Source organism: Pseudomonas sp. DSV-1, assembly GCF_035830915.1.
Taxonomy (GTDB): domain Bacteria; phylum Pseudomonadota; class Gammaproteobacteria; order Pseudomonadales; family Pseudomonadaceae; genus Aquipseudomonas.
The window spans coordinates 2,112,530-2,135,338 of sequence record NZ_JAYMYG010000001.1 but is presented as its reverse complement, the minus strand read 5'-3'; the positions used below and the strand labels follow the sequence as shown (position 1 = coordinate 2,135,338).

Genomic DNA, 22,809 nt, shown 5'->3' with positions numbered 1-22,809 from the left:
TTTCGCCGCATAGACTGCGGCCCATGTTCTATTCAACCGAAGTTAAAGAAGCCGCCAAACGCCTGTTTCTGCGCCGCTGTAAGGCCAAGGAAATTCAGGCGCAACTCAACCTGCCCAACATCCGGATCGTCTATTACTGGATTCGCCAGGGCGGGTGGGAAGAGATGCTGTCGGATGAAGAACCGCTGACGGCTGTTGGCCGCAGAATTACCCTTCTCCTGGACAAAGCCACGTCGCTGACCAAGAGCGACCTGGACGAACTGGACCGGCTGACCACTGTTCGCGAGCGGCTGCTGAAGCAATCCGTCAAACCGGCAGCGGCCCCGATCGGAGAACCGCCTGCGGACGATGGCCATCGCCGGGAAGGACAGCGCAACGAACGCCGGGACAGGGGGGAGCGCAGCGACAAAGGCGGCAAGAAGCGCGAGAAAAAAACCAAAAACGAAGTGGGTGAGCTGACTGAAGTCGACTTTTTGGACAAGTTCATCAGCAAGATGTACGGGTATCAAAAAGAGCTGTTCGCCGCCAAACAGAACCCCCTGACCTGCCGCATCCGCAACATCCTGAAAAGTCGCCAGGTGGGCCTGACCTATTACTTCGCTGGCGAAGCATTCATGGACGCCGTGCTCACCGGCGACAATCAGATTTTCCTGTCGGCCAGCCGCGCCCAGTCTGAAATCTTCCGCAGCTACATCATCGCGTTTGCACAGGAATGGTTCGGGCTGGAACTGACCGGCAACCCGATTGTGTTGAGCAAGGACGGCAAGCCATGGGCCGAACTGCGCTTTCTCAGCACTAACAGCAGCACTGCCCAGGGTCACCATGGGCACGTCTACGTCGACGAATATTTCTGGATCCGCGACTTCGAAAAACTGAACACCGTGGCCAGCGCCATGGCCACCCACAAAAAATGGCGCAAGACGTACTTTTCAACGCCCAGCGCCGTGTCACATCAGGCCTACCCTTTCTGGACAGGCGAGAAATTCCGCAACAGCAAACGCAAGAATGCCAAGGATCCGTGGCCCAGTGAGATCCAGGCCGCCGCGGGCATGCTGTGCCCGGACGGGCAATGGCGCAAGGTCATTACCATCCTCGACGCCATCACCGGCGGCTGTGACCTGTTCGACCTTGAGCAGCTGCAGCTGGAGTACGACGAGGACAAGTTTCAGCAGCTGTTTATGTGCAAGTTCATCGACAGCACGCAAAGCGCCTTTTCCCTGGCTGACCTGGAGCGCTGCTATTCCGATCTGTCGCTTTGGACTGACTACGACCCCGATGACCCGCGCCCATTCGGCAACAGCCCCGTATGGATCGGCTACGACCCCAGCCGTACCCGCGACGATGCCAGCTGCGTGGTCATTGCCCCGCCGTTGGAGGACGGGGGCAAGTTCCGGATTTTGGAAAAGCACAGTTGGCGCGGCCAATCGTTCAAGTATCAGGCCGAACAGGTCAAGAAGCTCACCGAGCGTTTCAACGTCCAGCACATCGGTATCGATACCACCGGCATCGGTTACGGCGTGTTCGACTTGGTGCGCGACTTCTACCCGCGAGCGACCTCGATCCACTACAGCCTGGAAACCAAAAACACCCTGGTGCTCAAAGCCCAGGACACGATTCAGGGCAGCCGTATCGAATGGGATGCAGGCTGGAACGACATCGCACAGGCCTTCCTGACGATCAAGCGCGGCACCACGGGCGGTGGCCAAGTCACCTACAGCGCGTCCCGCACAGACGCCTCCGGCCACGCGGACATTGCCTGGGCGATCATGCACGCCCTGGCCCATGAACCCCTCAACACCAACAAGCAGCGGCGCAGCCGCTACACACTTAGCGGATCAAGTACCAATGGGCAAACCAGCAAAAAATCAGCAGCAGCCAAAACCGCCAACCGGTCCGATGCGGGCGTTCTCATTCGGTGCACCGGAACAAGTGCTTACCGAGAACATCGGGCACTACCTGGGGGTGTTCGCCAGCCACGACGGCAAGACCTACACGCCGCCGGTGTCTCGCCAGGGCCTGGCCAAGCTACTGCGCGCCAACGCGCATCACGGCGCCATTCCCGGGTTCAAGCGCAACCTGCTGCTGCGTGAGTTCATCGCCTCCGAAGGCTGCTCGATCCAGACCATGAGCCGTGCCGGGCTGGACTTTATGGTGTTCGGGGAGTCGTACTTCCTGCGCAACCGCAACGCCTTCGGCCAGGTGCTGGAAATGGAGCACCTGCCGACGATCAACATGCGGGTCAGAGTGGGTGGCGGGTATGTGATGCTGCTGCCGGACGGTAAAGAAGTGGAGTTCGAGGAACACGAAGTGGAACACGTCATGAACTACGACGTGGAACAGAACATCTACGGCGTGCCGGACTACCTCGGGGGCATGCAAGCCCTGTTACTCAACGAAGCCGCCACCCTCTTCCGCCGCCGCTACTACAGCAACGGCGCACACGCGGGCTACATCTTCTACACAAACGACCCGAACCTGAGCGAAGACGACGAAAAAGCGCTGCAAGAGCAAATGAGTGCGAGCAAAGGTGTGGGTAACTTCCGATCGATGTTCGTCAACATCCCCGGCGGCGCCGAGAAAGCGATTCAGATCATCCCGGTGGGGGATTTCCAAGCCAAAGACGAACTGGAGAAAGTCAAAAACATCACCCGCAACGACGTGATCGCCGCCTGGCGAATGAACCCTGCACTGGCCGGCATAATCCCGGAAAACAGCGCCGGCTTTGGCGATATCGAAAAAATCGATCGGGTGTATACCAGCAACGAGATATTGCCCATCTGCCAGTTGTTCAACCAGCTAAATGACTCCCTCCGCGAAGACAGGAGAATCAACTGGAAAGAACACAAACAACCAGTTGAAACAGCTACTTCTACTACCTAGAAAAGAGATTACCCCTACAAAATATGGCAAAATGGTGGCTATTGAATGCCCTGGGGAGGGACACCAATGCGAGTTACATGTAAATGCGGGAACAAGGGGAAAATCCGGGATAGCAGGAAGGCATCACCGGATTTTGTGACGCTGTATTGCTATTGCTTAGACGTTCATTGCGGGCACACATGGGTCGCACATCTGACTTTTTCTCATACGCTCAGCCCATCAGCACAGGCAGTCGACCGGTTGTTGTTTGACCGTTTGAAAGAAATGCCAAGGGCACAGCAGCGGGAAATGTTTGAGCAACTGGGGGCACAGATTACGGCGTAAACCGCCGACTCGCCCAGAGCGAAACAAAGGGAGCGGTTCGATCAACTGGGATCGGCATAGACCATCATGCGTGTTTTTTAACGTCAGCAAGGGCAACCGTCAGATCCTCCAACCGCTGCTCTATATCCCTTATGCGTTTCTTTTCTTCAGCAGCGCTTTGTATCTCCCGTCTATCCGCCTCTTCTAAAGACCGAAATAGAGTAAGAATTGCCTCTTCCTGAGGGCTGGTGACTACCGTCTCGGCAATTGGAGCAGAAATACCTCTCATCATTGCCCCCTCTCCAGTCAAGAGCCAATCCAAAGAAACCCCCTCAACCTCGCTAACACTTATGCATAACGCATAAGGAATGGTTTGACGGCTACGCCAACTCCCCAGCGTCTGCCGGTTCACATCCAGCTTACGAGCCAGATCGCTATCGCTATCGACTGAAAAAACCGTCATCAGGCGTTCAAGCACGTCGTCCAGAGACTTTTTATGCATAGGGAGTAAATACCGCTTGATTTATTTAAATGGAATAAATAGGCTTATGCGCAATGAGTACATCTTAACCAAATAGGAACACATCAACCATGAGCCAAGCGATGGAGAAGCGCCAGATCCAGGCACGACTGATCGAACGCGGCAGTAACTTTCGCCAGTTCGCAATGAGCCACGGTTATGGCACACGGACAGTCACACAAGCCGTCCAACGCTGGGCTGGACATGACTCGCTGCCTCAGGGACGACTTACATTCTGCATTTTGCGCGATCTATCAGAATTCATTGGGGAGGAAGTGCTGCCGGGAATTCTTACTGAAAGCATTGAGCGACCGTCGAAAAATAGCGCGACAGCACATTAACGGCACATGGCCACATGGAGAAGTAGAAAATGAATTGCCGAATTCTAGGGGCACGCAAGGAAGCGATGAGCGCGATCATCTGCAGTGTTGGCGGAGGGGTAAATGCAGCGGCTCACCTCGACATGCCGAAAAAGAAATTCGATAACCACGCTTATCAAAGCGCTGGTTGCCGCCCTTTGACCGATGCCCAGATTTACCAATTAGAACAAGTCGCTGGCACTACGCATTATCCCTCATACATTGCCGGGATCTACGGCGGCGTATTTGTTCCTGTCGCTGAACCTGACTCATTGGACAATGTTGAGCTGTACACCAGGTCTGTGCAGACCGCTGCCAAGCGCGGGACAGTCGACCAAATCATTGCCCAGTCGCTCGAAGACGGAGAGATAAATCAAACAGAAGCCGATTCCATCCTCAAAGCTGACAGCCTACATATAGCTGCCAGGCATTCGGAAGTACTTGCCGTTATTGATCTATACCGCGCCAAATCGGGGGTGACGCAATGACCTGTTCAAAGGCTGCGAGGCTTGGCCGCTTTGGTTTTCAAGGCTTTGATCGCGGCGACCTCAACCCTGAAGTGCTCGACTCTCAACAAGACATCATCAAAGTTGACACTTACGTAGTCCTCCATCAGTTCTTCCTTGTTACTGCCATAACGCCCGACCCATAAGTCGCTAGGTGTTTGCCCTTTTAATGCCTCACGCAATTTCAGGTAGTAGTCATCAAGCTCCTGTAAACGCTTTTCAATGATTCGCTTGCTGTAAATCGCCATCCATTAATCTCCGAGGTTTTCCATGTCAAACAATAGCCTACCAGCACCCGTCCTTTCCCATGAAGAAGCATCAGAACTTGACGAGCACTTACTCAAATCAACCCACCACCTTATCGATCTTAAGTGGGCCATCCTAAAACAATGGGAAGCAGACACTTACACAACGACCCACGTCCAAAAGCATCTCTTTGCTGCCCGTGACGCGCTTAACGAAGCATGCAACGTTCTGGAGTCGGCACAGCTGCGCGCCACCACTCGATAAACCAAACGCAGCTAGCTGCTCAGCCCTCTCGTAAACCCAACATTTTTCTATTCCTTACCCCAGTTGCTGTGGGTTTGGGTGAGCTTTGCCTGATATCGAGGTTTCACTATGGGAAACGCCGTGATTGTCACCACACAAATGCCTCCGGCCCACGCCGAAGCGCTACTGGCTGCCTTACGTGCGCAGTACCTGATGAGCCTGAACGAACACTGGTACGCAGACGAATATCGCTACGTCCCTCAGATCGCACGACACAAATCGATCCTCGAAAGATCCCCTGTGATGGCAGCCCAGAAAAGCCTGATGGCGGCCCTATCCCTCAGCCTTAAAGCAGTGAAGCAATCATGAGAGACGATCTCCGTCACGACGTCCTGCAGCGCATCGAGTCCGAATTCGGCCTTAAACACCGTGCCCCCACCAACTACATGCGAGGTGGGACTTGTCCCAAGTGCAACAAAAAAGAGCTGTACACCCGATTCGATCGTCCGTGGCAGCTCATCTGTGGCCGTCAGGAAAAGTGCGGCCACACGGTGCACGTGAAAGAGATCTACGACGACCTCTTTGAAGACTGGAGCAAGCGCGTTCCCGCCACTGATAACGCCCCCACAGCGACTGCGCGTGCATACCTTGAGTTTGCCCGCGGCTTCGATATTTCACTGATTGGAGGTTGGTTTACACAGGATACGTACTACTCCGCACAGCACGACGCCGGCAGTGCGACGGTACGCTTCACCCTGGAAAAAGGCGGATATTGGGAACGCCTAATCGATCGGCCTGCGCGTTTCGGCAAGATGAAGGCCCGCTTCAAGCCGGGGGAGTCCTACAAAGGTGTGTGGTGGTGTCCGCCGTGTGTCGACGTGCTCGAGGCGAAGGAGATCTGGATTGTCGAGGGTATCTTCGACGCGCTCGCCCTGGTGCACCACAACATTGCCGCCGTATCGGCGATGTCTTCCAACGCCTTCCCAGCAGACTCTCTGCAAGCCTTGGTGGCTGCTCGCCCAGGCAACCTGCCAAAGCTGGTTTGGGCGCTGGATAACGAACCAGGTGCACACGCTTACACCAAACGTTGGGTCCGTATGGCCCGCGAACTGGGCTTCACCTGCGAAGCAGCCCAGATCCCCCAGCGGGATAACAGAAAGGTCGACTGGAACGATCTGCACCAGCGTTGGCAATTCCTGGACGAAGGAGAGAAGCGTGATGCTCAGGTAGACAAAGACATCACCACCGCCCGGCACCACGGTGCCCTGCTGATCGCTGAGAACGCCACCGAGAAGGCTCTGGTGATGTTCGATTGGAAGCGCCGCAGCGAATTCCACTTGGAGTTCGGCAATCGCCTGTACTGGTTCAAGCTCGATCTGGAGAAGTACAACAAGGCGATCCAGGAGCTCGAGGACAGCGAGCACCACGATGACCAGCAGTTGAACAACAAACAGATGCGGTCCAAGGCCATGCAGCAGTGCGGCGCGCTGCAGCGCATCGCCACCTGTAACCCGAAGGCTCTGTACTACCAGGAAAACAAACTCACTGACGAGTCCTGGTACTACTTCCGGATCACGTTCGCCCACGATGCTGCGCCGATTAAGAACACCTTCACCAGCTCGCAGATCGCCTCGTCTGCAGAGTTCAAGAAGCGCCTTCTCGGCATTGCCCCGGGCGGGATGTTCACTGGTACCACCCAGCAGCTGGACGCCTTTATTGAGGAGCAAACCGACGCCCTCAAAACCGTTCAGACCATTGACTTCACCGGCTACACCCGTGAGCACAGCGCGTACGTCTACGGCGACGTGGCGGTGCGCGATGGGAAAGTGTTCAAGCTGAACGAAGAGGACTTCTTCGACATGGACCGGCTGAGCATCAAGACCCTCAGCCAGTCGGTGATCCTCAACCTGAACACGGACATGGAGAAGTTCGACACTGAGTGGCTGGACATCATCTGGCAATGCTTCGGTGCGAAGGGTCTTGTGGCGCTCGCATTCTGGTTCGGCTCGCTGTTCGCCGAGCAGATCCGGCAGCACCAGAAAAGCTACCCCTTCATGGAAATCATCGGTGAGCCAGGGGCCGGTAAGTCCACGCTGATCGAGTTCCTGTGGAAGCTCTGCGGTCGTATCGATTACGAGGGTTTCGACCCAACCAAGGGCACTCCAGTTGCTCGAGCACGTAACTTCGCCCAGGTCGGAAATTTGCCAGTGGTGCTGATCGAATCGGAGCGGGAAAAAACTGATGGCAGCCAAACCAAGCAGTACGACTGGGACGAACTGAAAACCGCCTACAACGGGCGTAGCGTCCGCTCCACTGGTGTGAAGAACAACGGCAACGACACCCGCGAGCCTCCTTTCCGTGGCGCTGTGGTCATCGGCCAGAACCACGCGGTGAATGCCTCCGAACCCATTCTGCAACGCCTGGTGCACATCGCCATGACGAAGGACGGGCAGACGCCACAAACAAAATTGCAGGTGGAAAAGCTTGAGCGTATGCCGGTCGACCGTGTCAGCGGCTTTCTGGTCAAGTCCACCATGATGGAAAGCAAGGTTATGGAGACCGTCCGCGAGAAAGGGCCCAAATACGAACAGCAGCTGCTGGCCCTAACTGAGATCCGCACCGTTCGAATCGCGAAGAATCACGCTCAGCTCCATGCCTTGGTCGATGCCCTGGTCCTCGTTATCCCGCTGAAAAAGCACCAAGTGGACGCGGCCCACGCCGAGATCCAGAGCATGGCCAAGGAGCGCCAGCTGGCGATCAACGCTGATCACCCGATCGTCGTCGAGTTCTGGGAGTTGTACGAGTACTTGAACAGCGCTGCAGGTGGGCTCAACCACTCCCGCAATGACGGCCTGATTGCGGTGAACCTTAACGACTTCGCCAAGGAAGCAGCAGAGAAACGCCAGAAAGTCCCTGACCTGACCGAGCTCAAGCGCCACCTGAAAACAAGTAAGTGCCCCAAGTTCGTTGAGACCAACAGGAATGTTTGCTCAGCATGGGATACCGATGCCGCCGACAAACCGAAAACCGTGCGGTGCTGGATTTTCCAGGCTGCCTGATTACCACCAACAGAGGAAAGAACCATGCATGACGAAGAGAAGAAGCACCTGGAGCACATATTGAACATCAACACGTTCATGGACGTGATGTTTCACAAGATCTCGCCTGAGAACTTGGGGCACGACGGCGAGCGCTTTGAGAACAAAACGGTTCAGTTGGTGTTTGAAAGCTATCTGGAAGGGGCCAAAGCAAACCCGGCACGGGTCCTTGGCCAACAGTTGTATGCGGAAATCAAAGCAGACAGCAAATACGCATCCCAGATCGGCTGGATGCAACTGCGCAACAGTTATCCCTTTCCCATTCGCTTTGAGCAGGACCCATCGGGTTACGTCGTGAAGGGGGGCGTCGGTGGCTGCTATCGACTTGAGGACGTGGAGCTGCTGTTCAAGCAGGGCGGGGAGTTTCACCGGATTCAATAACGCCGGCGAGCGCCGGTAAAAGAAGGGTGTCGAGGAGTTCGCACCTCCCCGACACCAACCACCACTTAGGATTACACTATGAACGTGACGAGCCAAAGCAGAAGCGAAGTGAAGGCTACCATACCGGCAAGGCACTTAGTGGCCACCGCTCTTATTGGAGCTGCAGTGATCGCTTATTTGGTACACAAAACACCAGAGGCACGTGTGCACTTGGAAAGCCTAAGCAGTATGGCCCAGACATTGGGTGAGTTATCGGAGCGGGATGCAGCCGTAGTTGCGCAGTTGCTCGCTAAATCCATAGCCCTGAGAGCTAACTAATGACTGAACCACGCAATCTAGAAAAGTTTGTAATCAGGCTGCCCGATGGTCTGCGTCCAGACATTTACAACGCAGCTTGTAAAAACCACCGAAGCATGAATGGCGAAATAATCTATCGACTGGAACGCTCGCTCGCCTTGGAACTGGCTCTTGATCAGAAGAACAGAGTTATCGCCCAACTGCTAAATCGCATCACTGAACTGGAAGCTAGGATTTGAAAACACTATTTGTTTTGATGGCTCAATACGACGGCCAGGTAGTGATCCCTTTGCATAAGGTCTGCGACGATTACTTTACCCACCTGACCACCAACATGTTTGAACGCAAGGTGATGGCAGGTCTTATCAAAATCCCCATCACACGAATGGAGGCCAGCCAGAAAAGCGCTAAGGGGATTCATATCTCGGATCTTTCTGAGTATCTGGATGGCCAGCGCGCTGCAGCCTTGAAAGAGAATCAGCAACTGAACAGCGCACCGCGTAGCAGTTAAATTACTTTAAAGTCAGGGCGCCCAGCTTAACGGGCGCCTTAACTATTACGTCCAACCACTCCCAGTTTGTGTAAGCGTCCCCCCGTCCACGCAGGTGGGTATAACGACGCATCGAGTTCCAGTCTCTGTGCCCTGAAACACTGGCCACTCTAGGTATATCCCAGTCCATTTCGAATAATCGACTGACACCCTCGTGTCGAAGGTCGTGAAAGTGCAGATCAATAATCCCCAAAAACTTGCAGGCCCGCGTCCAAGACGCAGACGTTGATTCGGCACTGTAAGGAAAAATTTCGTCTAATGTCTTTGGCATAGACTGCAGGATGGCCCAAGCCTCTGGCGGTAGATGACACCAAACATCATTACCTATCTTTTGCCCGGGGTTCTTCATATCTCGCACCAGGACTCTATGGCCCTCTTCGTCCAGATCCGCCCATTTAATCCGGGTGATCTCTTCCTGACGCCGTGTCGAGAACAGTGCAAATGCTGTCATCTTGAGCATATTGATTGAAGACGGGCGTCTGGCTTGAATCTCCTGGAAGTACTTCAACAGCTTATCCAGCTCATCAAGCGTCGGGCGGCGGTCACGCTCGCGGCTGCGCATGTTATAGCCTAGCTTCCGTAAAACCTTGCGGGCATCTGACATCGCGTGAGGGTCGACCTCATAGCCCCACGCTGGACGGGCAATTGATAGCACAGCCCCAAGGTGCGCCAAATCATTGCCGGCGGTCTGAGGCAACACCCCCCCACCTTCTGGCCCCATTCGCCAGACCGCGTACTCAACCAATATCTGGCAGTTCAAGTCCTGGTCATTAACTTGGCCCAGGTAGGATTCGCTGATGGCTTTGAGAGTGGCCAGTTTAGTTTTCCCCAGAGCGCGGGCTTTTTCCATTTCGACCATGTACCGCTCGATCATTTCCCTGACCGTGGCACCTACGCGGTTTGCCCGCTCGATCGCGCCGGGCTGGTCCAGCTCAGCTTCACGCTTGCGAACCCATGCTTGAGCTGCCTGTTTCCGGGCGAAGGTTTGGCTCTCTTGGTAGACTTGCACCCCATCGCGGATCAGGCGTATTTGTGCCGTGTAACTGATGCTGCCGTCTGTGCGTTTTCGAGCTCTGATCGTGGCCATAGTCAACTGGTACAATTCGGAAAGTGGTTGGTACATTGTACCAGCGACCTCCCAAAAACGCCCTTTTACCCCCTAAAACACTGTTAAAACACGTAGAGTAAAATGGTACAAAAAACAGCTACATACCCAGTAAACACAGGCTCTACAGTGTCTAGACGCTTCTCCGTTGCCCCTATGATGGATTGGACCGATCGCCACTGTCGATTTTTCCTGCGCCTGCTGTCCAAAAACGCGCTGCTGTACACCGAGATGGTCACCACGGGTGCGCTGCTCAATGGTGATGCCGAGCGCTTTTTGCGTCATGACGAAACCGAGCATCCGCTGGCCTTGCAGTTGGGCGGCAGTGTTCCAGCTGACTTGGCCGCCTGCGCACGCATGGCTCAGGACGCAGGTTATGACGAGGTGAATCTCAATGTTGGCTGCCCGAGCGATCGGGTTCAGAACAATATGATTGGCGCCTGCCTGATGGCGCACCCTGCACTGGTGGCAGACTGCGTAAAGGCTATGCGTGATGCAGTGTCCATCCCCGTTACGGTCAAGCACAGGATTGGCATCAACGGGCGCGATAGCTACGAGCAACTGTGCGATTTTGTCGGCACTGTTCGTGATGCCGGCTGCACAAGCTTCACCGTGCACGCGCGCATTGCCATTCTCGAAGGACTTTCGCCGAAAGAGAACCGCGACATCCCTCCCCTGCGTTATGACGTTGCCGCACAGTTGAAAACAGATTTCCCGGAGCTGGAGATCATTCTCAATGGCGGGATCAAGACGCTCGAGCAATGCCAGGAGCATTTGCAGGTGTTTGATGGCGTGATGCTCGGCCGTGAGGCGTATCACAATCCGTATATTCTGGCGGCTGTCGATCAACAGCTGTTCGGCAGCACTGCCCCTGTTATTTCACGGGCGCAAGCCCTGGCGCTGCTACGGCCCTATATCGCTGCACATATCGCCGCTGGCGGGTCGATGCATCACATCACGCGCCATATTTTGGGGCTGGGCCAGGGGTTCCCGGGCGCTCGTCGCTTCCGTCAGTTGCTGTCCGTGAACATCCACAAGGCCAAGGACCCTCTGGCGTTGCTGGATCAGGCCGGGGAGCTGCTGGAAGGCCGCTGAATCGCGAGCAATAAAAAAAGGGGCCGTTCCTGCACAGGACGGTCCCTTCTTAATGTGCGCAACTTGCGATCAGTGTCGCTCGAGTGCATTCACCAGATCATGAAACGCTTCACGGTTGGAGTCGTTGAGGCCCATTAGAATTTTGTGTGCCTCAAGCACTTTCACGCGGACCACTTCTTCGGACTGATCCTGTGAAGGCAAGTCTGTCAGGCACCCCGGGCACGGAATCGGCTGGCCAATGATGTTGAACACCTGATCGAAGCCCATCGACTCCAGCAGTCGGGTGATGTCTTCGTGGGTGGTCACGACCGTCGGCAGCAAGCCTATTTTTTGGCGCGACAAGATCGACAGTTTCGCCAGCAAACCCAGTGTGGTGCTGTCGATACTGCGGGTCTCGGTGAGGTCAATCACGATGGCGTTGAAGTTCAGCGCCGTGAAAATCCTCTCGATTGTTGCATCCAGGGCCGAACACAACGTCAGACGCACTTCACCCACAAACTTCAGGACGAAGGTGCCATCCTGTTCGGCGAACTGAATTCTACCGGTACTCATTTAAGATTCCTGCTCAACACCAACAAGGCGATATCATCCGGCATCTCCCCTAGCGTAGCTAATCCAAACACCTGGCGCAGACCATCCAGGCTGCCGCCTGCTGCTTTCACCAATTGAGGTAACGCAGCTTCTTTCTCTTTGAGCGTCGGCTCAGTCAAAAGATCCAAAATTCCGTCAGACATCAGCGTCAGGCTGAAGGATTCAGGCAATTTCAGAACCTGGTCTTCATACGTGGCTTCGTTGAACAGGCCAACGGGCAACCCGCGCCCTTCAAGATAACTCACACTGTCTGGAGTGTAGAGCACCGGTAGTGGCAAGTGCCCACCAATGCTGTAGGTCAGCAAACCGGTTTCTTCGTCAATCACGCCACCCACCATGGTCACATGCTTGCCCAGCTTGCAGTTGATCAGGCCACGGTTGATGTGCCCAAGCACCTCGGAAGGCTTGAACTCCGGCAAGGTGCCATTGCGCTTGGACTCAAACAGCAAGCGCGTGGTCATGAACTTGAGCAGCACCGTCACGAACGCTGACGACGCACCGTGACCGGAGACGTCAGCCAGGTAGAACGCGACCCGGCGCTCGTCGACCCGGAAGTAGTCAACAAAATCGCCAGACAGGTACAGGGACGGAATGATCTGGTGAGCGAAGTTGAAATCGTCAATGGACCAGGGGCTGACCGGCAGCATGTTCATCTGCACCTGACGGCCGGCGTTCTGGTCTTCCTGCAGCAAGTGCAGACTGGCCTCAAGCTCTCGGTTGGCAGACTCAAGCTTGTCCCGATAGCGCTTGTTTTCGAGCTGCAGCCGTGCACGATCGAGCGCACGGTGGACCGAGTGCTCCAGAACGGCAAGGTCTTCGAGCGGCTTGATCAGGTAGTCGGCAGCGCCAAGGCGCAACGCCTCGACCACATCGCTCATTACGCCCGCACCGGAGATAACGATCACTGGCGTCTGCACAGACCGCAGGCTGACCTGGCGAATCAGCTCCAGACCACTCATTTGCGGCATGCGCAGGTCACAGATGACTAAATCCGGCTGCTCTTGCTCGAACACCTGTAGCCCTTGCAAGCCATTACTGGCCTGAAGGACGCTGAAGCCGCTGTCTTCCAAGTAGGCCGCCAGACTGGCGCGTACTACTTCGTCGTCATCAATGATCAGCAGCGTGGCACTGGTTTTTTGCATGTGGGCAAACGGCGCCAGAATTAGGTTGCCGCGAGAGCTCGAATACGTCGGACTCACGACTGAATTGGCTTGTGAACATCCCTGATTCAAATCGACTGTGTTGCTCGATCCTACAAAGGTGCCCGTGTAAGGCGCAGACGGTACTCCCATCCGCGGGGGGTTTCAAGCTCAGGCCGATGGTGGTTTGAGGTGTTCGTCACGTTAAATTCCCACGGGTTATAAGAACCACCTTAACGGCAACTAAAACCATGGTCCGAAAGGCTCCAAAGAGGATTCTTTCTCATCTGCCACGATAAAAAAAACGGCCACTCGGGCCGTTTTTTTCACTGTGTTCCCACGAATTAAAAGTCGTCGACTACCTGTCCGTCCTTGACTTTGAATTCACGATTTTGCAGGTACGCATTGCGGATAAAGATGTACTTGTCGCCCGTGATCAGCTTTTCGGCTGACAACAAGCTGGCGCGGGTATCAATCAAGTCCATGCCGATGGTCATGTTACGGGCCGGTACATCACTGATGTAACGGTACGGTTCGGTGAAGGAATCCGGGTAAATACCTACCGCATCACGCACGGTGCTAGGGCCCAGAAGCGGCAGTACCAGGTAAGGGCCGCTTTCAACGCCCCAACGCCCGAGGGTCTGTCCAAAGTCTTCGCTGTTGCGATGCAGGCCCATCTTGGTGCCCAGATCAAAGAAGCCGGCCACACCCAGCGTGGTGTTGAGCAACAGACGGGCGGTGTCTACACCGGCAGCATGCGGCTTGGCCTGCAGGACATCGTTGGCCAGGTTGCGGATGTCACCGATGTTGCGGTACATGTTGTGGATGCCATCCTCCAGGAACTGAGGAGTGATGTATTGATAGCCTTGGGCAAGTGGCTTCAAGGCATAGGTATCAATCGTGTCGTTGAATTTGAACACGACACGGTTAAACCCTTCCCACGGGTCATCTTCAGTGGCGGCATTGGCAGCCAATGGCAACATGGCCACACCGGCACAAACAAATAGCTGAGCAAGACGATCAGTCCAGCGCATAGCAAAAACTCCCTGAAGTTACTTGATACTTGGGCGCTATGCCCTGAGTCAGATCATCAGTATAACGGCAAATGTCTTTTAGGCAGCCCCCAAGCAATACCCTAAACAGACTTGAGTAGATGATAGACGTTCCACAGCCCCGGGATTCTTTTGAAACCACCGGCTGGCCACCCCGAAAAAACACGCACAAGGGATTGTGATTGAGATCATGCACTCCAGGCGCGAGTGGATTAATCTAGGGTTCTTACAGACCTTTTGTTCATTGCGAAGGTCTACACCAGAGCCTATCAATAAAGGATGAATGCTATGCCTGCCCGCGACCTGCAAGAACAACTCAATACCTTGCGCGAGCAACTGGAACAGAATCCGCCGCTCACTCAAGAAGAGCGTGAGCACTTGGTCCAGCTCTCAACACAAATCCAGGCTCAGATCGACATCGAGAAAGCGACCAACGACACCAGCCTGGCCGACAGCGTCAACCTCGCCGTAGAACGCTTCGAGGTCGAACACCCTACCCTGGCCGTCACGCTGCGCAACATCGTACAAACCTTGGGCAACATCGGGATCTGATCACCCGACACCCCACAAACAACAAAGCCCCGACTCACTAAACATGAGTCGGGGCTTTTTTTTGCTACTCAGCCAGTCAGACCACTGATTGACCGCTCAGTGCCAGGTCTAGCAGCTCGCGGTTGGCAACCGCGTACATCGCGTAGTCGTTGCCAGTGGCGGCACGCAGATCGACCAGCATCGAGCGCCAGCGCTCAACCATCGAGTTGTTCTGCTCAAGCCACAAGGCAAGACGTGCTTCGATACTTTCACCGGCATCGGTCATCTGCAACACCGACACAGTAATTGCACGCTGCTGCCAGTCGATATCGTCGCGGAACGCTTCGCGAGCCAGCGCCTGCCAGTTGTTTTCTACCGGCAAGTTGCTGATCTGCTGCAAGTACCAGGTCAGGTCCAGTGCGCTGCCCACGGCGAAATACGCCTTGGCTACATCCGCAGCGTTCTGGCCGGTCACATCCGAGGCTTCGATAATTGGCAGTAAGGTGTACAGGTGCGTAGTACCCGCCACCATCCGCGCCAGCAACTCCGGCACGCCCGCCGCTACGTAAGCCTGATAGCGGGTCTGCCAGCCTTCGCGGGTAGGGCCTTCCAGCAGTTCGTCGAGCTTGAGCCCCAACGCTGCCAGATGCGGCCCGAAGTGCGCCACATCGCGCGCCGCGTCCAGTTCGTTACGACGGCTGCGCAGGAACCAGCGCGTAGCACGGCGGCCCAGTCGCATCAGCTCATCCATCAGCGCCAGCTGGATTTCAGCCGGTACCTGATAGTCCAGCGCTTCGATCTGACGGAACCAGTGTGGGAGGTGGAAAATATCCCGCACGATCACATAAGCACCGGCCACGTTGGCCGCACTCATGCCGGTCGACTCTTTCAAGCGCTCCACAAAGGTGATGCCCATGTGGTTGACCAGATCGTTGGCGATCTGGGTGCTGACGATTTCACGCTTGAGACGGTGACGACGCATGGCTTCGGCAAACTTGCTGACCAGCATCGGCGGGAACGCGGTTTCCATGTCCCGGGTCAGATAGTCATCATCGGGCACCAGAGAGTTGAGCAAGGCTTCCTTGAGGTCGATCTTGCTGTAGGAGATCAGCACCGACAGCTCGGCACGGGTCAGGCCATGACCTGCAGCAACGCGCTCGTTGAGCTGCTCTTCTGACGGCAGGAACTCAATGGCGCGATCCAGCTTGCCACGGGCTTCCAGATCGTTCATCAGGCGCTTGTATTCAGCAATTCGCTCATAAGCACGACGGGCCGCCAACGAAATGGCCTGGGTCTGCTTATAGTTGTTGCCCAGCACCAGACCGCCCACTTCGTCAGTCATGCTGCCCAGCAACTGATTGCGCTGCTTCTCGGTCATATCACCCGCCTGCACAACTTCGTTGAGCAGGATCTTGATATTCACTTCGTGGTCAGAGCAGTCAACGCCACCGGCGTTGTCGATAAAGTCGGTGTTGGAACCACCGCCATTGAGGTTGAACTCGACACGACCCAGTTGAGTCATGCCCAGGTTGCCGCCCTCACCCACCACCTTGCAGCGCAATTCGTTGCCATTGACGCGCAACGCATCGTTGGCCTTGTCGCCGACATCGGCGTGGCTTTCGCTGCTGGCTTTGACGTAAGTACCGATACCGCCGTTCCACAACAGATCCACAGGCGCCTTGAGCAAGGCGTTCAGCAGTTCGGTCGGGGTCAGCTTGTCGGCAGTGATTGCGAAACGCTCTTTCATCTCCGGGGAGATGGCGATGCTTTTTGCACTACGGGAGAAAATACCGCCGCCCGCCGACATGATGCTGGTGTCGTAATCCGACCAGGCCGAACGCGGCAGATCGAACAGGCGCTGACGCTCAACGAAGCTATTGGCAGGCTCCGGGTTTGGATCGATGAAGATATGCAGGTGGTTAAAGGCCGCAACCAGCTGCAGTTTGTCGGACATCAACAAGCCGTTGCCGAACACGTCACCGGCCATGTCGCCGACACCGACCACACTGATGCTGTCTTTCTGGACGTTGATCCCGCGCTCTTTAAAGTGACGCTGCACGCCAACCCAGGCGCCCTTGGCGGTGATGCCCATCTTTTTATGGTCATAACCGGCCGAACCGCCCGACGCGAACGCATCACCCAGCCAGAAGCCGTAATCGATGGCAATGCCGTTGGCGATGTCGGAGAAGGTCGCAGTGCCCTTGTCGGCAGCGACCACCAGGTACGGATCATCGTCGTCGTGACGAACCACGTTCAAAGGCGGCACCAGCGCGCCGTCCTTCAAGTTGTCGGTGATGTCCAGAAGGCCGGAAATAAAGATCCGGTAGCAGGCAATCGCCTCGGCCTGGATCTCGTCACGACCGCCGCCCAATGGCAAGCGACGCGGTACGAAACCGCCCTTGGCACCCACCGGCACGATGACCGAGTTCTTCACTTGCTGGGCTTTAACCAGGCCCAGCACTTCGGTACGGAAATCTTCTTCACGGTCCGACCAGCGCAAACCGCCGCGAGCCACGTTACCGAAGCGCAGGTGCACGCCTTCAACCCGTGGCGAGTAAACGAAGATTTCAAACTTCGGCACCGGCTTTGGCAGCTCGGGGATCAGGTGCGGGTTGAACTTGAAGCTGAAGTACGAACGGTTGTGACCGTTGGCGTCCGGCTGGTAGAAGTTGGTACGCAGCGTGGCTTTGATCAGATCCAGATAGCGACGCAGGATACGGTCTTCGTTAAGCACCTGAACGTCGTCCAGGGCCGTCAGAATGGCCTGCTCCAGACGCAGTTGCTTGTCTTCCAGGTCTTCGGCCGTGAGCTTGCGCGCCAGGTAGAAGCGGGTCTTGAACAGCCGGGTCAATTCGCGAGCGATGTCGGTGTGGTTGTTCAGGGTGCTGGCGATGTAACCCAGGTCAAAGCCCAGGCGGATCTGCTTCAGATAACGGGCGTAAGCACGCAGCAACGCCACATCACGCCACGGCAAGCCGGCGGTCAGTACCAGACGGTTGAACGCATCGTTCTCGGCATCGCCGCGCACGATATGCACGAATGCATCCTGCAGCGTGTCATTGAGCTGCTGGATATCCAGGTTCAAGCCTTCACCCGCGGTAAAGGCGAAGTCATGGATCCAGAACTCACGACCATTGGCGTGACGCAGGCGATACGGGAATTCACCCAGGACGCGCAGGCCAAGGTTTTCCAGAATCGGCAGCACATCGGACAGCGCCAGCGGCGTGTCGGCGTGGTACAGCTTGCAATGCAGTTCCTGACCGGCGCTCTGACCCAGAGGCTGATAGAAACTCATCACCAGCGGGTTTTTATCGCTCAGGCTCATCAGGTGCTGCATGTCGACCACGGCCGAGTGCGCGGCAAAGCGCTCGCGGTAACCTGCCGGGAAGCCTTTAGGGAAGTCAGACAGCACTTTAGTGCCGTTGGCCTCGCCAAAGCTTTCAACCACCAGGCTTGCATAGTCGTCCTGCCAGCTGCGGCAGGCCTGGATCACTTCTTTTTCCAGCAGCAGCGGGTCGATATCGATCCGGTTCTTTGGATCAACCCGCAAAATCAGCTGAACACGGGCCAGTACCGACTCAGAGAAGAAGGTCCAGAACTCGCAATCAGAGGCCTGCAGACGCTCCATCAGCACCTGCTGGATCTTCTGCCGCACTTCGGTGGAATAGACGTCACGCGGCACGTAGGCCAGGCAATAGCAGAAACGGCCATACGGGTCTTTGCGCAGGAACACGCGAATCTTGTTGCGCTCCTGGATTTGCACAATCGACATCACAGTGGTGAACAACTCATCCACCGGCGTCTGGAACAAGTCATCACGGGGCAGCACTTCAACGACCTGGGCCAGTTCCTTGCCCAGGTGAGCCTTGGGCTGGAAGCCCGAGCGACGTTCGATTTCTGCAACCTTGCGACGGATATAAGGGATCACCCGCACGCTTTCGCCGTACACCGAGGAGGTGTACAAGCCCATGAAGCGGCATTCCTTGATGACCTTGCCGTCAGCATCGATCTGGCGGATCGACACATAGTCCGGGTAAGCCGGGCGATGAACGCGGCTAGGATGTGCCGCCTTGGCAAACGACAACAGGGTCGGCATGCGCAGGTAGCTGACGGCGTAATCTTCGATACGCAGGTCTTCGGCAGTCAGGCCCGCGCGCAGCAGCTTGGTCAGACCGAGGAAGGAGTCGGCGTCATATTCAATATGCCCGCCATCCGCCTCGTCACGTACCACAAATTCTTCGTAGCCCAGGAAGGTGAAGTGGTTACCCACCAGCCATTCCAGGAAGCTTTTGACTTCGGCTTTCTCATCGGCATCGACGGCGTACTGGCAGTGATCGACACTGGCCAGCAACTCCTGAACCTTGGCCTTCATCGGCTCAAAGTCAGCTACCGCCACGCGCACTTCACCCAGAACCTGCTCCAGTTCCTTGCTCAGCACATTCAATTCGGCTACGTGGGCGCAGCGATCGATTTCCAGGTACATCAGCGACTCTTGCGAGACGCCTTCCCCTGAAGTGCCCTTGGGCAGGATTTCCAGCAACTCCCCCTTGCTGCCGCGGCGAACGCTCAATACCGTGGTTTGCAGGGTATGGATGCTGTAACCGCGACGGTTCAGCTCGGTACGCACCGAGTCCACCAGGAACGGCAAGTCATGATGCAGCACCTCGACGGCAGTGTGCGTCGACTGCCAGCCGTGGCGTTCGTAATCGGGGTTGAAGACCCGCACTTGCGGCTGCGCAGGGTCGAAGCGTTCCAGCAGACGCCAGGCCGACAGTGTGCAGCCGGCCAGGTCGGACATCCGACGTTGGGTGAGTTCATCCAGAGAAATGATGCCGAAGAATTGCTCAGCGAACAGCGCCACTTGTGGCAGTGCCTGTTCACTGATGTGCTGCGCCAGTGCTGCTTGCAGTTGATGCTGGAAGTCGGCTTTGCTGGCTGCGGTGAAGAACGCCATCTGTGGTACTCCGCTTGGGCTTGTTATTGAGAGAAGCGTCGCATGCTGTTCCCGCGAGGGAGCTGTCAATACTGTGCAAGGCCTATCTTGGCAGTTACCTTCTACGCACAGCATGACAGGGAGGTGAAGCTGGCCGTGACCCACGGGTCACATTCACGCTCCAGGATGGGTATCTACAAAAACGACTGCCGGATAAACAGGCTGTGCCTTTAGAGATAACTATCACCGCGCAGCTTAACGATTGAGCCGCACAACCTGCTTACGGTGCGGCGACATATTCGGTCATCGGGACGCAACCTCACGTGCTGTCAGGAAATAACCCTAGCATTCACAAGCGAAAAACCTTCATAGAAGCACCGTACTTTCTCAAGTCAGTCTCAGAAATAACTGACCATTTGCCCTGTTGCGCCATTCCCGCATGCACAAATCGGTTGAGACTGGCAAAATCCGCCCCTGTTCGACTTGCCCGCGCCCAGAGCGCCAGGAACTCCCCATGCAAATGACCACCGACCACCTGCTTGCCAACCCGTGCGACGACGAAGAAGACAACATGGCCATGCTGTGTTGCCACACTGACAGCGGCGAAATGTTCCTGATGACCCGCTACCCCGACGAAGACGAGCTGGAAATCACCCTTGAGGACGAGCCTTCGACTCTGGACGGCATCAAGGTCACCTTGAGCCCTACCCGCCTGCTGATCGAAATCGGCGCGGGCGATACAGACGTGCTCAAGGGCGACGACCACCTGGAAATCCGCCACAACACGGCAGCCGCAGACCTGGCAGAAGTCGAAGAAACCTTGCAGAACATCCTCAAGGGCACCGGTACCTACGTCAGCGAACTGGGCTAACCCCCTCCACCTGAGACCCCAAAGGTATCAACCGGATGCCCCCGATCTTCGACGCCCACTGCCACATCATCGACGGCGCTTACCCGTTAGTGCCCAACAACGGCTACCTGCCTGAATTTTTCAGTGCCCATGACTACCTGTCACGGGCAGAACCGCTGGGCATCGTCGGCGGGGCAGTGGTTTCGGGGTCCTTTCAGGGGTTTGATCAGACTTACCTGATCGCTGCGCTAAAGCGTTTAGGCCCAGGCTTTGTGGGCGTCACCCAGCTTGCAGCCAGCGTTACTGATGTGCAGCTGCACACCTTGCACCTGCACGGCGTGCGCGCCCTGCGCTTCAACCTCAAGCGCGGCGGATCAGAGCAGCTCGACCAGCTCGAATTCCTGGCCAGGCGGGTACATGAGCAAGTCGGCTGGCACTCGGAGCTGTATATCGATTCTCGCGAATTGTCCGGCATTGAGGCCCGGCTGCGCCGATTGCCAGCACTGAGCATCGATCATCTGGGACTGAGCCGCGAAGGGCTGCCCTGCCTGCTTCGCCTTGCCGAGCAGGGTGTACGCATCAAGGCCTGCGGATTTGGCCGGGTTGATTTTGATGTCCCACCCGTGTTGCAACAGATACACAGTGCCAACCCCAACGCCCTGATGTTTGGCACCGACCTGCCCTCAACCCGGGCACCTCGGGCTTTTGCAGACAGCGACATTGCCTTGCTGATCGACGCACTGGGCGAAGACGGCGCCCGGCAAGCCCTGTGGCGCAACGCCCAGGCATTTTATGGGCTGTAGCCGTTGCGACCGCTTCGCGATCGATCGCTGCCTCGCGGAGCTCGTCAGCGACTACAGATTCGTCGCCTACCCCGCACCGTAGTCGCTGACGAGTAGAACGAGGCTGCGTAAGGTTTGGTGCGCCACTGCGACGAAGCAGTCGTAAAACCGGCCACCATGGTTCATCAGGCAAACCGCGCGCACCCCGTTTTATCTTCCATTCACCCACCCAGATGCGCACCATTCTCAACAACAGCATGCTTTTCCGAATTTTCCTACAAAAAGCCCCACCGCCATTAGTCCGCAGCGCCCTCAATGGATTAAAGTAACGCCCCCAGCCCCGGTGTAATTCTTGCGCCGCCGGTGTCCTTTTCAGGAACAGTCATCGATGGAACATCGTGAAGCGCTGCTTGCGCTGCGAACCTTTCTCTCAACGCAGATCCTCGGTCAGGAAAAGTTGATCGATCGCCTGCTGATCGCGTTGCTAGCAGACGGCCACATGCTCGTCGAAGGCGCACCGGGTCTGGCCAAGACCAAGGCCATCAAAGAACTGGCCGAGGGCATTGAAGCGCAGTTCCATCGTATCCAGTTCACCCCCGACCTGCTGCCAGCCGACATCACCGGCACCGAGATCTATCGCCCCGAAACCGGCAGCTTCGTGTTTCAACAAGGGCCGATTTTTCACAACCTGGTGCTGGCGGATGAAATCAACCGTGCGCCGGCCAAAGTGCAGTCGGCCTTGCTTGAAGCCATGGCCGAGCGCCAGGTCAGCGTCGGGCGCAGCACCTACGAGTTGTCGCCGCTGTTTCTGGTCATGGCCACGCAAAACCCCATCGAGCAGGAAGGCACTTACCCGCTGCCCGAAGCCCAGCTCGACCGCTTCCTGATGCACGTCAAAATCGGCTTTCCGGACGCTGCCGTCGAACGCCGCATCCTGCAACAGGCCCGTGGCGAAGCCCTCAACGGTGAAACCAAGCCCGAGCGCCGGGTCAGCCAGCAGGCCATTTTTGCTGCGCGCAAGGAAATCCTCGGCCTGTACATGGCCGATGCGGTGGAGGAATACCTCGTACAGCTGGTGATGGCGACCCGTACCCCCGGCAAGTTCGACCCCGAAATGGCGGAATGGATTGCCTACGGCGCCAGCCCCCGTGGCTCGATCGCCCTCGATCGCTGTGCTCGGGCCCACGCCTGGCTGGCCGGACGCGACTTCGTCAGCCCCGAAGACATTCAGGCCGTGCTGTTTGACGTGCTGCGCCATCGCATCATCCTGTCATTCGAAGCCGAGGCCGCCGGTATCGACCAGGACCGCGTGGTACAGCGCATCCTCGACGTCGTTGCCGTTGCCTGA

At 56.4% G+C, this 22,809-nt stretch carries 22 protein-coding genes; 15 read left to right on the top strand and 7 right to left on the bottom strand.

The window, feature by feature from the left end:
* Positions 1-23 precede the first annotated feature (23 nt).
* From VSQ83_RS10095 to VSQ83_RS10085, 3 genes are all read left to right on the top strand, one after another.
* Positions 24-2,090, top strand: coding sequence for a terminase large subunit domain-containing protein (locus tag VSQ83_RS10095; RefSeq protein ID WP_326426442.1), 2,067 nt, complete (start codon positions 24-26; stop codon positions 2,088-2,090).
* Positions 2,002-2,880 carry a phage portal protein gene (locus VSQ83_RS10090; protein ID WP_326427698.1) on the top strand — a complete coding sequence of 293 codons (879 nt, stop codon included), beginning with the start codon at positions 2,002-2,004 and terminating at the stop codon, positions 2,878-2,880. The genes VSQ83_RS10095 and VSQ83_RS10090 overlap by 89 nt, the downstream gene beginning before the upstream one ends.
* A 66-nt stretch (positions 2,881-2,946) precedes the next feature.
* Positions 2,947-3,204, top strand: coding sequence for an ogr/Delta-like zinc finger family protein (locus VSQ83_RS10085; RefSeq protein WP_326426440.1), 258 nt, complete (start codon positions 2,947-2,949; stop codon positions 3,202-3,204).
* A 64-nt stretch (positions 3,205-3,268) separates the two neighbouring features.
* Here the strand turns inward: VSQ83_RS10085 and VSQ83_RS10080 are convergent, their stop codons facing one another.
* Positions 3,269-3,685: a helix-turn-helix domain-containing protein gene (locus tag VSQ83_RS10080; RefSeq protein WP_326426438.1), complete on the bottom strand. Its 417-nt coding sequence runs from the start codon at positions 3,683-3,685 to the stop codon at positions 3,269-3,271.
* A 101-nt stretch (positions 3,686-3,786) separates the two neighbouring features.
* Here VSQ83_RS10080 and VSQ83_RS10075 point away from each other — a divergent pair, with 101 nt between their 5' ends.
* Both VSQ83_RS10075 and VSQ83_RS10070 read left to right on the top strand, forming a co-directional pair.
* The gene (locus tag VSQ83_RS10075; protein WP_326427697.1) at positions 3,787-4,044 is read left to right on the top strand and encodes a hypothetical protein; all 258 of its coding nucleotides are present in this window, start codon (positions 3,787-3,789) and stop codon (positions 4,042-4,044) included.
* 29 nt (positions 4,045-4,073) lie between these two features.
* On the top strand, positions 4,074-4,550 hold the full coding sequence (locus VSQ83_RS10070; protein ID WP_326426436.1) for a YmfL family putative regulatory protein: 477 nt from the start codon (positions 4,074-4,076) through the stop codon (positions 4,548-4,550).
* Positions 4,551-4,555: 5 nt separating this feature from the next.
* Here VSQ83_RS10070 and VSQ83_RS10065 read toward each other — a convergent pair whose 3' ends face one another.
* The gene (locus VSQ83_RS10065; RefSeq protein WP_326426434.1) at positions 4,556-4,816 is read right to left on the bottom strand and encodes a hypothetical protein; all 261 of its coding nucleotides are present in this window, start codon (positions 4,814-4,816) and stop codon (positions 4,556-4,558) included.
* Positions 4,817-5,186: 370 nt separating this feature from the next.
* Here VSQ83_RS10065 and VSQ83_RS10060 point away from each other — a divergent pair, with 370 nt between their 5' ends.
* From VSQ83_RS10060 to VSQ83_RS10040, 5 genes are all read left to right on the top strand, one after another.
* Entirely contained in the window at positions 5,187-5,426 is a 240-nt protein-coding gene (locus VSQ83_RS10060; RefSeq protein WP_326426432.1) for a hypothetical protein, read from the top strand.
* The gene (locus tag VSQ83_RS10055; RefSeq protein ID WP_326426430.1) at positions 5,423-8,116 is read left to right on the top strand and encodes a toprim domain-containing protein; all 2,694 of its coding nucleotides are present in this window, start codon (positions 5,423-5,425) and stop codon (positions 8,114-8,116) included. Before VSQ83_RS10060 ends, VSQ83_RS10055 begins: the two co-directional genes overlap by 4 nt.
* Positions 8,117-8,140: 24 nt before the next feature.
* Entirely contained in the window at positions 8,141-8,536 is a 396-nt protein-coding gene (locus tag VSQ83_RS10050) for a hypothetical protein (protein ID WP_326426428.1), read from the top strand.
* A 317-nt stretch (positions 8,537-8,853) separates the two neighbouring features.
* Positions 8,854-9,072, top strand: a complete 219-nt coding sequence (locus tag VSQ83_RS10045; RefSeq protein ID WP_326426426.1) for an Arc family DNA-binding protein — start codon at positions 8,854-8,856, stop codon at positions 9,070-9,072.
* Positions 9,069-9,344, top strand: coding sequence for a pyocin activator PrtN family protein (locus VSQ83_RS10040; protein ID WP_326426424.1), 276 nt, complete (start codon positions 9,069-9,071; stop codon positions 9,342-9,344). The genes VSQ83_RS10045 and VSQ83_RS10040 overlap by 4 nt, the downstream gene beginning before the upstream one ends.
* A 1-nt stretch (position 9,345) precedes the next feature.
* Here VSQ83_RS10040 and VSQ83_RS10035 read toward each other — a convergent pair whose 3' ends face one another.
* Positions 9,346-10,470, bottom strand: coding sequence for a site-specific integrase (locus VSQ83_RS10035; RefSeq protein ID WP_326427695.1), 1,125 nt, complete (start codon positions 10,468-10,470; stop codon positions 9,346-9,348).
* 102 nt (positions 10,471-10,572) lie between these two features.
* Between VSQ83_RS10035 and dusA the strand changes: the two genes are divergently transcribed.
* Positions 10,573-11,583 (top strand): tRNA dihydrouridine(20/20a) synthase DusA, encoded by a 1,011-nt coding sequence (gene dusA, locus VSQ83_RS10030; protein WP_326426422.1) that lies wholly within the window; start codon positions 10,573-10,575, stop codon positions 11,581-11,583.
* 69 nt (positions 11,584-11,652) lie between these two features.
* Here dusA and rssC read toward each other — a convergent pair whose 3' ends face one another.
* From rssC to VSQ83_RS10015, 3 genes are all read right to left on the bottom strand, one after another.
* Positions 11,653-12,135, bottom strand: coding sequence for an anti-sigma factor antagonist RssC (gene rssC / locus VSQ83_RS10025; protein WP_133078382.1), 483 nt, complete (start codon positions 12,133-12,135; stop codon positions 11,653-11,655).
* Complete coding sequence (rssB, locus tag VSQ83_RS10020) at positions 12,132-13,316, bottom strand: two-component system response regulator RssB (RefSeq protein ID WP_019821883.1); 1,185 nt, start codon at positions 13,314-13,316, stop codon at positions 12,132-12,134. The genes rssC and rssB overlap by 4 nt, the downstream gene beginning before the upstream one ends.
* 341 nt (positions 13,317-13,657) lie before the next feature.
* The gene (locus VSQ83_RS10015) at positions 13,658-14,347 is read right to left on the bottom strand and encodes an MlaA family lipoprotein (protein ID WP_219261427.1); all 690 of its coding nucleotides are present in this window, start codon (positions 14,345-14,347) and stop codon (positions 13,658-13,660) included.
* A 306-nt stretch (positions 14,348-14,653) separates the two neighbouring features.
* On the opposite strand from VSQ83_RS10015, the gene VSQ83_RS10010 reads away from it, so the two are divergent.
* Complete coding sequence (locus VSQ83_RS10010; RefSeq protein ID WP_133078380.1) at positions 14,654-14,917, top strand: DUF4404 family protein; 264 nt, start codon at positions 14,654-14,656, stop codon at positions 14,915-14,917.
* A gap of 76 nt (positions 14,918-14,993) precedes the next feature.
* Here VSQ83_RS10010 and VSQ83_RS10005 read toward each other — a convergent pair whose 3' ends face one another.
* Positions 14,994-19,850, bottom strand: coding sequence for an NAD-glutamate dehydrogenase (locus VSQ83_RS10005; protein WP_133078379.1), 4,857 nt, complete (start codon positions 19,848-19,850; stop codon positions 14,994-14,996).
* A 493-nt stretch (positions 19,851-20,343) separates the two neighbouring features.
* Between VSQ83_RS10005 and VSQ83_RS10000 the strand changes: the two genes are divergently transcribed.
* The 3 genes from VSQ83_RS10000 to VSQ83_RS09990 all read left to right on the top strand — a co-directional run bounded on the left by VSQ83_RS10000 (position 20,344) and on the right by VSQ83_RS09990 (position 22,809).
* Positions 20,344-20,700 carry a hypothetical protein gene (locus VSQ83_RS10000; protein WP_133078378.1) on the top strand — a complete coding sequence of 119 codons (357 nt, stop codon included), beginning with the start codon at positions 20,344-20,346 and terminating at the stop codon, positions 20,698-20,700.
* Positions 20,701-20,735: 35 nt separating this feature from the next.
* Positions 20,736-21,482 carry an amidohydrolase family protein gene (locus VSQ83_RS09995; RefSeq protein WP_326426418.1) on the top strand — a complete coding sequence of 249 codons (747 nt, stop codon included), beginning with the start codon at positions 20,736-20,738 and terminating at the stop codon, positions 21,480-21,482.
* 367 nt (positions 21,483-21,849) lie between these two features.
* Positions 21,850-22,809, top strand: coding sequence for an AAA family ATPase (locus tag VSQ83_RS09990; protein ID WP_016780594.1), 960 nt, complete (start codon positions 21,850-21,852; stop codon positions 22,807-22,809).